Source organism: Methanococcoides sp. LMO-2 (genome assembly GCF_038432375.1).
Taxonomy (GTDB): Archaea; Halobacteriota; Methanosarcinia; order Methanosarcinales; family Methanosarcinaceae; genus Methanococcoides; species Methanococcoides cohabitans.
Genome location: NZ_JBCAUS010000003.1, coordinates 168601 through 180686 on the forward strand (window position 1 = coordinate 168601; position 12086 = coordinate 180686).

The 12086-nt window shown below is 46.6% G+C and carries 10 protein-coding genes; 2 read left to right on the forward strand and 8 right to left on the reverse strand.

Features of this window, described 5'->3' with window-relative positions; genetic code table 11:
- Positions 1 to 92 precede the first annotated feature (92 nt).
- The 3 genes from WOA13_RS06000 to WOA13_RS06010 all read right to left on the reverse strand — a co-directional run bounded on the left by WOA13_RS06000 (position 93) and on the right by WOA13_RS06010 (position 4177).
- On the reverse strand, positions 93 to 491 hold the full coding sequence (locus tag WOA13_RS06000) for a DUF1699 family protein (RefSeq protein ID WP_342127043.1): 399 nt from the start codon (positions 489 to 491) through the stop codon (positions 93 to 95).
- A gap of 103 nt (positions 492 to 594) precedes the next feature.
- Positions 595 to 1875, reverse strand: coding sequence for a histidinol dehydrogenase (gene hisD, locus WOA13_RS06005; RefSeq protein ID WP_342127044.1), 1281 nt, complete (start codon positions 1873 to 1875; stop codon positions 595 to 597).
- Positions 1876 to 1957: 82 nt separating this feature from the next.
- A complete protein-coding gene (locus tag WOA13_RS06010) occupies positions 1958 to 4177 on the reverse strand; it encodes an ATP-dependent DNA helicase (RefSeq protein WP_342127045.1) in 2220 nt (739 codons plus the stop codon).
- Between the two features lie 116 nt (positions 4178 to 4293).
- On the opposite strand from WOA13_RS06010, the gene nth reads away from it, so the two are divergent.
- Complete coding sequence (gene nth / locus WOA13_RS06015; RefSeq protein ID WP_342127046.1) at positions 4294 to 4905, forward strand: endonuclease III; 612 nt, start codon at positions 4294 to 4296, stop codon at positions 4903 to 4905.
- 96 nt (positions 4906 to 5001) lie between these two features.
- Here nth and WOA13_RS06020 read toward each other — a convergent pair whose 3' ends face one another.
- Together WOA13_RS06020 and WOA13_RS06025 are read right to left on the reverse strand one after the other, a co-directional pair.
- A complete protein-coding gene (locus tag WOA13_RS06020) occupies positions 5002 to 6306 on the reverse strand; it encodes a TrpB-like pyridoxal phosphate-dependent enzyme (RefSeq protein WP_342127047.1) in 1305 nt (434 codons plus the stop codon).
- Positions 6307 to 6497: 191 nt separating this feature from the next.
- Positions 6498 to 7061, reverse strand: a complete 564-nt coding sequence (locus WOA13_RS06025) for a hypothetical protein (RefSeq protein ID WP_342127048.1) — start codon at positions 7059 to 7061, stop codon at positions 6498 to 6500.
- A 356-nt stretch (positions 7062 to 7417) separates the two neighbouring features.
- Here WOA13_RS06025 and hmgA point away from each other — a divergent pair, with 356 nt between their 5' ends.
- Positions 7418 to 8662 (forward strand): hydroxymethylglutaryl-CoA reductase (NADPH), encoded by a 1245-nt coding sequence (gene hmgA, locus WOA13_RS06030; RefSeq protein ID WP_342127049.1) that lies wholly within the window; start codon positions 7418 to 7420, stop codon positions 8660 to 8662.
- 70 nt (positions 8663 to 8732) lie between these two features.
- Here hmgA and WOA13_RS06035 read toward each other — a convergent pair whose 3' ends face one another.
- From WOA13_RS06035 to WOA13_RS06045, 3 genes are read right to left on the reverse strand one after another with little or no spacing between them, the layout of a single operon-like run.
- Positions 8733 to 10418: an ATP-dependent DNA ligase gene (locus tag WOA13_RS06035; RefSeq protein ID WP_342127050.1), complete on the reverse strand. Its 1686-nt coding sequence runs from the start codon at positions 10416 to 10418 to the stop codon at positions 8733 to 8735.
- A 48-nt stretch (positions 10419 to 10466) separates the two neighbouring features.
- Positions 10467 to 11462 (reverse strand): homoserine dehydrogenase, encoded by a 996-nt coding sequence (locus WOA13_RS06040; RefSeq protein ID WP_342127051.1) that lies wholly within the window; start codon positions 11460 to 11462, stop codon positions 10467 to 10469.
- 13 nt (positions 11463 to 11475) lie between these two features.
- The gene (locus tag WOA13_RS06045) at positions 11476 to 11982 is read right to left on the reverse strand and encodes an amino acid-binding protein (RefSeq protein ID WP_342127052.1); all 507 of its coding nucleotides are present in this window, start codon (positions 11980 to 11982) and stop codon (positions 11476 to 11478) included.
- Positions 11983 to 12086: the final 104 nt, after the last annotated feature.

A 12086-nucleotide genomic window follows, 5' to 3' on the forward strand; every position in this document is an offset into this window, starting at 1 on the left:
CCCTTCAGCATTTGCAAGTATTAAGATCTGAAGAAAAAGGCCGGAGAAAGAAAACAGGAAGTTACCCAAAAAAACGGGCAACATGAAAGCGATCAGTCCTTTTCCAGAATATAAAGAAGCATTTCCTTGTTAAGCTTGCTTTCGCGTGAAAGTCTCTCTGCGACCTCATCGTCTGCGATTCCTTCAGATTTCATCTCCTTTATCCTCTCAATGACGGCAGGAGATATACTGTAGTACTCATTGATGTCCTTCCTGTGACCCCATACATCGCCTTCAACAAGTCTTATACCCTGCATATCCAGGAACATCTCTATGGATTTGGACACGGTACGGCGATATGATGTCGGGATCTGGATGACCTCCACATCCTTGCACCGTTTTATAAGGGTGAAAATATCTTCGTTGGATGGTCTGAATGCAAGATGGATGACCTTTTCACCGGCATCTAGATTTGGAATTTCGTCTCTTTTACTTACGACTCTGATTTTCATATAAGCACCCCATTATATTCAAACTGTTAGAAATAACTTAGTAAATTAATTGTTGGGGCTAACCTATTAAATAAGTAACGATTGAAAAGTTATTTAGGAACTTTCAATCGTTGAGCCTGAGCTTTACTGAATCAGCATGAGCCTGCAGCCCTTCCTTTTCAGCAAGAGCAATGATGGTTTCACCAATTGAACCAAGACCTTCCTTTGTGATCTTCTGTATGGTGGAATACTTCAGGAAGTGGTGGATGTTAAGACCGGAGTAAAGCTTTGGATAACCGGCTGTCGGGAGCACGTGGTTGGTACCTGATGCATAATCACCTGCTGCAACAGGAGCATAATTGCCGACAAAGATGGAACCTGCGTTCTCGATCCTTTCAAGTACTGCATCATCATCTTCTACCATTATCTCAAGGTGCTCAGGTGCGAAATCATTGGAAATAGAGATGCACTCATCCATGGTATCGGTCACGATAATAGCTGCATTCTCAAGGGAAGAATCAACGATCTCCTTACGTACAGCAGCATCTGCCTGCTTTTTGACCTCGGCGTTCGTCTGCTCTGCCAGTTCAGCAGAAGTTGTCACAAGAACTGAAACAGACTTCGGATCGTGCTCTGCCTGTGCAAGGATATCGGATGCGATCATACCAGCATCAGCAGAATCATCTGCAATGATAAGGACTTCACTTGGACCGGCAGGGAAATCGATCTCTGCCTTGTCACGCACCATCATCTTGGCAACGGTAACAAAGACGTTTCCTGGACCCACGATCTTGGCGACCTTCAATACGGATTCCGTACCATAGGCCATTGCTGCGATCGCCTGGACTCCGCCAAGCTTGTAAATGTGATCTGCACCTGCAACCTTGCCTGCTGCAAGTGTAAGTGGGTTGACCTTTCCGTCAGGCCCGGGTGGTGTGCACATTACAACACTCTTGACCCCTGCAACCTTTGCAGGAATTATCGTCATGAGCGCAGTGGAAGGATAGGAAGCCCTGCCTCCCGGCACATAGGCACCAACCGATGCAAGAGGTGTTGCCATCTGGCCAAGTTTGATACCAGGAGTAGGTTCGATGAACCATGTCTTCTCCGGAAGTTGTGCTGCATGGAAGTTCCTGATGTTCTCCGCTGCGATCTCGAGGTGCCTGATAAGCTCAGCATCAACAAGACCCATTGCCTCTTCCATCTCTTCAGGAGTAACTTCAATGGCCTGGATATCTGCTTTATCAAACTTCTTTGTGTATTCACGCAGTCCGTCGTCGCCTTTTTCCTGCACGTCATGGAGTATTGATGAAACGGTCTCAGATACGTCCATCAGCTCTCCTGTGCGGTCAAGAAGCTTATCCAGCTCTTCTTCGGTGACATCGGATAGGTGTTTGTACAGCATGTGATCATCTCATTATTAATCTAAGAAAGGACAGGAACCGCACCACATATCGCAGGTTCAGGTCCGTTGGATTGTTAAAACATTACTGGAAATCACTGAATGTTTTCTGCTCTTTGTCCAGTAATGTATCTAGAGTATTTGAATTTATAGGTGTGCTCTTACCGACTTTCTCCTTAACACGAACACCGATGTTCGAAAGGATATTTGCAGCCACCTTTGGGCCCACCAGTTTGGATAGCACAGAATATTCTGCCTTTTTGAGCTCTGCCAGTGACACGAATCCGGCCTCATAGAGCTTACGTGCACGCACACGTCCCACACCCCTGATACTAACCAGCTGCATGAGCTCAGGACTGGCACCGTAATGTATCCTCTTCTCAAGGCCGTGGGCATGGGAAGAATGTTCAACCTTCAGAAGTTCTGCAAGCTTCGTGGTCGCATGCATCAGCCACTCAGCAGTATCCGCAAGAGCATGGATATCACCCTCACCAACATTGAAGTGCTGCGTGATATCGTCTGCAGGGATCTCGCGGATCCACTCATCCAGCAGCATTGCGGTCTTCACCTCACCCAGGAACCACTCATAATCGATAGCCTTGAACTCATTCGGGATCTCGATGAAATCATCACTATGTGACATCACGAAATCATTGACCCTTGTATAATCAGCGCTTCGCATGTACAACTGCCTCATATCCGGCGTACTGCATACAAGGTGAAGCAGCGTCATATCGTTCACATTAACAGCCTTTTTCAGCCCGTCCACGATCTTTGCCCCTGACATCGGATCGATATAGAGCATGGAAACAAGTTTCCCAAGCTGGGTCGAGCTAAGGGAGACAGGATCCAGGGTTTCATTCATTAAGACCATTTCGTGTTCTGCCAGGTATTCGATACAATCGTCAATAACTTCCTCAAGGCTCCAGGTATCCTGCTGGAAAGCAAAGAACGTCGAACCCATGAACTCCATCATCTGCTTCCGGTCAGATGCAAATCCGTTCACAATTGTTGAAAGAACGTGTGTCCTCAGTGCATTCTCGGTACCAAGCTTCGACCAGATATCCTCAGCATCAGCTTCAACATAGTTCTCCAGCAACTGCTCGAATTCCGCATATTCCTTGGCAAGCAGCACAGATTCTCCGTAAGGGTCAAGATGGGGACGCCCTGCCCTTCCTGCCATCTGCTTGTATTCGAGTACAGGTATCGGCTGCATCCCGAAATTCGCATCGAACCTTCGGTAGTTCCTAATGATAACTCTCCTTGCAGGCAGGTTCAGCCCGGCTGCAAGTGTTGGAGTACTGGATATCACCTTGATTAGGTTCTGCCTGAAACCATCTTCAACTATCTTTCGGTGGGATGAATTAAGCCCTGCGTGATGGAAAGCAACACCTTTCCTTATGCAATTTGCAAGCACCTTTGCCGTATCAGTCTCACCGGTGGATTCCACCTCTTCTGCCATCACTGCCAGTTTCCCGAGAACCTCGCGGTCAAGCAGCTTAACAACCTTGTTGGATGCAGTCTTAGCAAATCCGGTACAATTTCGGCGGCTGCTCTCAAAGACAAGGCACTGGCCGCCTTCGCTGATCGTGTCAAGAACAAGATTTGTGGCATTATCCTTGTCCCGGCGCCCTATTTTCTTCTGCTTGCCCGGGAAGTTGATAGCCTCACCAAAGAAAACACCTTCATGCAGGTCGGTGGGCCTCCATTCGCTTAAGACAAGCGATGCATCCAGCCAGTCTGCCATCTCACGAGCATTTCCAACTGTAGCAGAAAGAGCAATTATCTGGCAATCCGGATTCAGTCGCATAAGTTTTGTTATCGTGACCTCAAGTGTGGGACCCCTGTTCTTGGAATCCAGCAGGTGCACCTCGTCAACGACGATGGTTGTGATCTCCTCCATCCATGAGGTCCCGTTACGCAGAAGGGAATCGGTCTTTTCCGAGGTTGCCACGATGATGTCATTCGAACCCAGCCATTCGTCCCTTGAATCAAAATCCCCTGTGGAGATTCCAACTTTGATACCAAAAGGTGCAAGTTCCCTGAAACGATCGAACTTCTCAGAGGCAAGTGCCCGAAGCGGAACTATGTATAGCGCTTTACCGCCGTTGCGGATAGCTTTGAGCATTGCAAGCTCTGCCAGGAGTGTCTTTCCTGAAGCTGTGGGTATCGCAGCAAGAAGGTTCTTTCCTTCAAGAAGACCATTATCAACAGCTTCAGCCTGGGGAGGATACAACTCCTTGATGCCTGAATCTTCATAAAAACGGATGATATCTTCGGGAATGTCAAGCTCTTTTATCAGCATGGAAATTTCACATCACTTTACAGCGATTGTTCATGTATCGTATAAGTTAATTTCGTAGGATCGTGGACAGGTATCTGTTACAAAAGACTAAATAACTCAGGGTTCTACATCTTTTGATGTATGTTGAAGAGATCATTTCCCGGCTTAAAGAACTATATCCTGAAGGTTATTTCCATATCAACCGTGACCCTTTCTATCTTCTGATCTCCACGGTACTATCCCAGCGTACCCGGGATGAGGTAACAATACCTACAAGCCAGAGGCTCTTTTCTGTTCTTGACACACCTGAGAAGATGGCAACTGCCGACGTGGATGAAATTCAGGAACTCATAAAGGACGTCGGGTTCTATAAGGTCAAGTCACAGCGCCTGATCAACATCTCCCGCATGCTTCTGGATGAATACGACGGGATCGTTCCGGATGACATCAACGAGCTTGTAAAGCTTCCGGGAGTTGGCAGGAAAACAGCCAATTGTGTCCTGAACTATGCTTTTGACAGAGATGTCATTGCCGTGGACACTCATGTACATCGCATATCCAACAGGATGGGACTTGTAGAGACTGAGACTCCTGAGGAAACGGAGATCGAACTTGAAAAAGTGGTCCCAAAGGATATGTGGAAAGAGATCAACGGCCTGATGGTACTATTTGGGAAGACCATCTGTAAGCCGGTATCACCGAAGTGTGATAAGTGTGTTATGAATGATATCTGTCCGAAGCTGATCTGAAGATCAGATATTGAAAAGAGATGTTTCTGCAATGCGATTGCAAAACGAAGAAAAAAGAAAGTAAAGGAACACGGCCGTTAAAGCCGCTTTCCGGAATTAATCGTTGCTAAGCTCGCCGCTGAAGTACTTGTCGTATGAGTACATATCGAAGTGACCGTGTCCGCTGAGACAGAACAGGATGGTCTTTTCTTTGCCGGTCTGCTTGCACTTGAGTGCCTCATCGATAGCGCATTTGATAGCGTGGGTGGACTCCGGTGCAGGTGGGATACCTTCACTGCGGGCGAACATGACACCTGCTTCGAATACTTCTACCTGGTGATATGTTGTTGCATCCATAAGCCCGTCAGCAACAAGCTGGCTGATGATAGGAGAACATCCATGATATCTCAGGCCGCCTGCATGAATGGCAGGTGGAATGAAATCATAACCAAGTGAGTACATCTTAATGAGTGGTGTGAGCTTTGCCATGTCACCGTAGTCGTACTCGAACTTACCGTCATTGAGTGTTGGACATGCGGATGGTTCCACAGCGATGATACGTGGATCATGGGTGCCTTCGATCTTGTCCTTCATGTATGGAAGGGCAATACCTCCAAGGTTACTTCCGCCACCACAGCATCCGATGACAACGTCAGGATAATCCTCTACCTTGTCAAGCTGCTTCTGTGCCTCAATACCGATCACGGTCTGGTGAAGCAGGACGTGGTTAAGCACACTGCCAAGTGCATATTTGGTGTTATCGTTCATCACGGCATCCTCTACAGCTTCACCAATAGCAATACCAAGGCTGCCTGATGTGTCCGGATATTTCTCAAGGATCTGCCTTCCAAACGCTGTGTCAGGGCTTGGGGAAGGAACTACATTTGCTCCCCAGAGATTGATCAGGGACTTCCTGTATGGTTTCTGCTCGAAGCTGGAGCGGACCATGTAGACTTTACATTCAACGTCAAAATAATTACAGCTAAGTGAAAGTGCACTTCCCCACTGACCAGCTCCGGTCTCGGTGGAAATTCTCTCAGTGCCTTCCTTAACATTATAATAGACCTGCGCAACTGAAGTGTTCGGCTTATGGCTGCCTGCAGGGCTTACACCTTCATATTTATAGTAGATCTTTGCAGGAGTGTCGAGAAGCTTCTCAAGCCTGTGTGCACGGTATAAAGGAGCAGGTCTCCAGAGCTTGTAGATCTCAAGGACTTCCTCAGGAATATCAATATACCTATCACTGCTCATTTCCTGTTTGATAAGCTCCATAGGGAAAAGAGGTGCAAGGTCCTCTGGGTTCAATGGTTCTTTTGTTTCAGGGTTTAGTGGAGGAGCCAGTGGAGTGGGCATATCCGGGAGGATATTATACCATTTTTTTGGCATCTCGTTTTCATCAAGTAAGATCTTAGTCTGTTCCATAAATATTCCTCACATATAAAATGAACAAATCAGTACTATGATGTAGACAAAACTATATTATAAATTTGTTGTGTCCTACATTGTTCATATATTTTCGAGAAATAGAACTTTATCCGGACAAAAATTTGATGAAAATTTACAGATGTATCTAAATTGGATCAAAAAACCTGATCTCCAAAAGTATAGTTCGATTATGGTTTGCAACCCAGTGAGATACGCTCTTCCGGAGAAAGCGACAGATAGAAATCAATTATCTGAAAATCGTTGAATTCCCTTTCATGTAATGAGTCAAAGAACCTGTCGAGTGTGGAAATTGTCCTCTTTTCCATCGGTTTCGCTGAAGCGAGCTCTTCCGCCTCTTTTGCAAGCCCGATCTTGCTCAGGCTATTTGTAATGCGCTCGATGGCCTCTTTGTCATGCTTGATGAATTCCTGCCTGATCCTGTCAAGGTCACTACTTCCTGGAGAAATAGCAAAGTCTGAACTGGATTTACTAAATTCCATCTCCCTGCAGTCCCTTGCAGTTATATCAGAATAAAGATTGTTATATCTGCGCGTCAGATCATTATGCTTTTCAAGATACCAGGCCCAGAACCCATTGTTAGTACTACAATCGGTCATCTCTTTATAGGTCTCTAACTGCCTGGATTTCGCATTTTCAACAAGCCATTCTTTGCGCCATTTGTTGAACTCCTCTTTCGAACTGGAATTCAATCTGGCAACATGATGTCCTGTAAGACTGTTCGAATCAATCATTCAATACCACCTATGTAACCACCTGCCTGAAACCTGTTACAAAGTCCTTGGTAGGCAAGTGCAATCAAACTTGAATGATACCAACCTAACCGTCGTACAACGGTTTGTTTCATCCCTCTCTTGCAGCCATATCTGTGATATGGCCCACCATTAAAATATTGCCAGTCTGATATTTAACTTTATCTCCAGTAAAGACTATAGTTATGATAATGATGATGCCGACTGAAACCCTTTTCCCGGAAAGGCCTACATAAAAAGGATAATGAGTTGCATGATAGCGTTTTAATACATATCAAAATATAAATAACATCAAAACCTATGACCAATAATCCAGCATTATATGACAGGGGAATATCATGGCATCAAATACCGAACCTACATTTAGCGAAGAGGAATTGCTTGAGAAGCTTGTTTCAGGAGAGATCCCTCTAAGGAAGATCGATGCATACACGGACAAAGACACCGCCATCAGGTTGAGGAAATCTGCAATTGAGAAGCTGGAAGGTGTCGAGTTCGAACACATCCACAATTACACTATTGATGCCGAGTCAGCTACAAAACGCAACATAGAGAACATGATCGGTGCCATACAGATACCCCTCGGTATCGCAGGCGGCATCAAAATAAATGGGGAATATGCCAACGATGAGTTCATTCTCCCCCTTGCAACCACAGAAGGTGCCCTTGTTGCCAGCACGAACCGCGGATGTTCTGCAATCACAGCATCCGGAGGAGCAAACGTAAGGATATTCCAGGACCAGATGACCCGTGCACCTGTTTTTAAGATGGATAACGTTGCTCACGCAAGAAAGTTCGTTGACTGGATAAGGAAGCCTGAAACCTTCGAAGAGATGAAGGAAAAAGCAGGTGAGACCACACGCTTCGGCGAGCTCATCAGCGTTGAACCATACGTCACTGGAAACACCGTTTTCTTAAGGTTCGCCTACGACACAAAGGACGCAATGGGAATGAACATGGTCACCATTGCAACCGATGCGATACTCAATCTGATCTCCGATGAGTTCGGAGCTTATCCTATATCCCTTTCCGGGAACATGTGCACAGACAAGAAACCTGCAGCCATCAATAACATCCTCGGCAGGGGAAAGACCGTTGCAGCTGACGTGACCATTCCAAAGGAAATTGTCGAAAAGAAGCTGAAGACAACCCCTGAGATGATGGAGGAGGTTAACTACAGGAAGAACCTGCTCGGCTCAGCAAGAGCAGGAGCCCTTGGATTCAATGCACATGCAGCCAACATCGTTGCAGCATTGTACCTTGCATGCGGACAGGATGCAGCCCATGTGGTGGAAGGCAGTACCGCCATCACCACAATGGAAGTGACCGAGTACGGCGACCTCTATTGTGCAGTTACAATGCCATCAGTACAGGTAGGTACTGTGGGCGGAGGAACAAGTATCGGCACCCAGAGAGATTGCCTTAACCTGCTGGGAGTTGCAGGGGCCGGCGAGGTTCCGGGCGAGAACTCAAAGAAACTGGCAGAAATAGTTGCAGCAGCAGTCCTCGCAGGTGAGATCTCACTGATAGGTGCACAGGCTGCCGGTCATCTGGCAAGAGCTCATGCCGAGCTCGGCAGATAATCGTTTTTAAATATTAAAAAGAGTTTTGATCTTAACTTAAGATCAAACTTTATTTTAATTTAATCTGAATTCAACTTCTCTGCGAGAGATAAATGCTCTCAATACGCTCAAGGGTCTCGGCTTCTTCAGGGGACTTGTCGTCCCTGACATTCACAAGCCTTGGGAACCTTAGTGCATATCCGGATTCGTAATTGGTACTTTTCTGGATCTCCTCGAAAGCAACCTCGAAAACAACCTCGGGTTTTAGTTCGATCTCTCTTCCTGATTCCACAACGATCAGGTCGGACAGAAGGTCAGTAAGTTCTGCAAGCTGCTCATCTGAAAAACCGGTGGCTACCTTTCCAATAGGAAGGAAATCGCCGGCATCCGGGTCAAAGCATGCCAGAGCATAAGAGCCGATAAGGTTTGCACGCCTGCCATAACCCCATTCCGCACCGACTACAACAAGGTCGAGGGTCTCCATGATAGGCTTCTTCTTCAACCAGTTCTTGCCCCTTTTTCCAGGAGAATATGGTGCATCGGGATTCTTGATCATTACACCTTCATGCCCTGCAGCCAGTGCTGCGGAGTAGATCTCATTCACTTTTTCCGGATCTTTGGTAAGCACCTGTTCATCGACCCTGATACCATTGGTATTTTCCACACAATCTACCAAGGCATCTCTCCTGTCGGTAAGTGGCATGTCTATCAGGATCTCATCGTTAAGATAGAGAAGATCAAAAAGATTCAGTGTCAGCGGGATCTCACGGACCGTGGTCTCCACATCATACTTTCTCCTGAAACGCTTAAGGATGTCCTGGAAAGCCCTCGGGTTACCGTGCTCGTCCACAGCAACTGCCTCACCTTCGAGAATTGCAGTATCTGCTTTTACATGATCTTTCACGGCCTGGACTATATCAGGCAGTGAGCCTGTCACGTTCTCAAGGCGTCTTGAGAAGATGTTGATGTTGTCCCCGTCCTTATGTATCTGGACCCTGGCACCATCGAACTTCCATTCAACCGCCACAACACCAAGATCACTGATAGCAGTTTCAATTGTCGGAGTGACCTGAGCCAGCATCATCTTGATAGGACGGTTCAGTTCCATGCCAAGTTGTGAAACAGCTTCCACACCTCCCTCTTTTGCAGCAACTGCCACAAGGCCGAGATCGTTGGTAAGCATGAAACCGCGTTCTACATCCCCGGCAGGGACACCGAAAGCTTTGGCGATAGCATCCCTTACGATACCTTCACCAACACCGATACGAAGGTCCTCTATTGCCAGCCTTGCAAGATAACGGGCCTCCTCAGGAGTTGCTGAATTGAAAAGATACTGCAGGTTCTTGATCTTGGTCGTCTGTGAACCTTTACCGGTCGTCCCTGAGATGTTGTTGAACCTCTCAAATACTTCCATGATGGAAAGAGACGGAGTCTCATCCATAAAAGCAGAGAATGTAGCCTGGTTACGAGTTTCCTTTTTCAGTGCTGCAATAGCAGTTTCACCGATGTCACCGGTGTTCCTTACAAGGGTCTCGATCTCCTTGAGCGGAAGACCTGATGACCTGGAAAGAGCTGTGTAGAGAAGACTTGGACCGACTCCCAGTTGTTCAGTGCTCCATGCAGGGAAAACATCACCCATGACGAAATGTGCAACAATCGGAAGTTCTTCAGTAGATACTGAGTGGAACATCTTTGAGACGATGTCCGTCATATCCAGTGAACCTGAAGTATGTTCTATTCTCTTGCACACATCAGCGAATTCTTTGAAATCGGTCATGCAGATAACTTCCTTTAGATCTTCTCTAATAGCACCACTGAGAGAGGCTTATTCCCTGTAGATGGATACTACATCACTCAATATCGCACTTGCAGTCTCAATTGAACCGGCACCTCTTCCGGTAACGGTTACCGTGCCTGCAAGATCGGTGTGCACTGATGCAACGTTAAGTGTCCCGCCAACTGCCAGAGGATGGGAAGCAGGCACAAGACGTGGGGATACCCGGAGACGGTCCTTCTTTACCTCTCCTATCAGTTTGATAACATAACCATCGTCGTATGCAAGAGCAAGTGATTCCGGTGTGATCTTGGTAATACCGGTCACCTCAACATCCTGGAAAGTGGCATTCTGCCCGAAGATAGAATTTGCAAGGATCACAAGCTTGCATGCAGCATCGATACCTTCCACATCGTAGGTAGGATCTGTCTCCGCAATACCCAGCTCCTTGGATTCAGCAAGCATTTGCTCGTATGAAGCTTTCTCCTCCATCATACGCGTAAGGATGTAATTGCAGGTTCCGTTCAGGATACCCTCTATGCTCTTGATCTCGTTACCTGCAAGTGTGCTTTTAATAAGATTGATGATAGGCATTGCACCGCCAACGGTAGCTTCGAACCTGAACTTGCAATCGGATCCTTCGGCAGCCTGCATGAGTTCCTGGTATTTTAGTGTAAGAGGACCCTTGTTCGAGGTTACGACATCCCTGCCGTTCTCAAAAGCAGCAAGCATATTGACAAGCCCTGTTCCGCCGGTCTCGATGTCGGTAGGTGTTGTCTCGATAACAACGTCGTGTTCAACGTTCCTGATGACGTATTCGCCTGTGAGATCTTCAACGGCCACTGTGCCGGACTCACGTTTTCTTTCAATAGCAGCTTTCAGGTCAATTCCTTCGGTGTTGACCTCAGATCCCCTTGAATCTGATATTGCCACTACATCAATGTCAATTCCAAGAGACTTGAGCTCATCGTCCTTTTTCAGCAAGACCTCTGCAACGCCCTGACCTACTGAACCAAATCCAATAATGGATGCGCGTACTTTTCTCATTGAAACATCACCTTTATGCAAAATCGGCCTCTATGGGCTCTACTACCAGCAGGTCCTTCTTCTGTGCCACTTCCCTTAACACGGACATTGCCTCATGAAGTTCTTTCCTTCCAACAGCATCTATCTTCAGTGAAGCAGATGATTGCGTGTCAATGTGAGGCATGGAAAGACAGATGTCCACTACTTCTGCAAAGCCGGTCTTGTCAATAGTATCGATCGTATCCTGTATGTCAGTATGAACAATATGACCTATCAGGATGACCGCACCATGTTCCATAAAGCGTTTTTCATCTACCCTGGCAACACCGATACCATTCTCTTCAAGACGTGAAATAATAAGATCGAGGTTCTCAGGTTCCACCTCGAACACTACCTGTACCGGAATGGTACTTCTTGGAGTTCGTTCTTCATGGTGGTGTACGATGGACTTAAGGTTCCCTTTCAGCTCTGAGATCGGATTCAGAGCCAGAAGCAACTGTCCGGGAGCATCTTTCAGTTCGATATCCATTGAAACTCTCATGCCTTTCCTCTTAGTTATTCTTCATATAAATGTATTGATAGAAAGGCCCATAGATTAAGAAAAATAAAGAGAACTGTTCAAGGGAACAGGCTAAGATACAACAT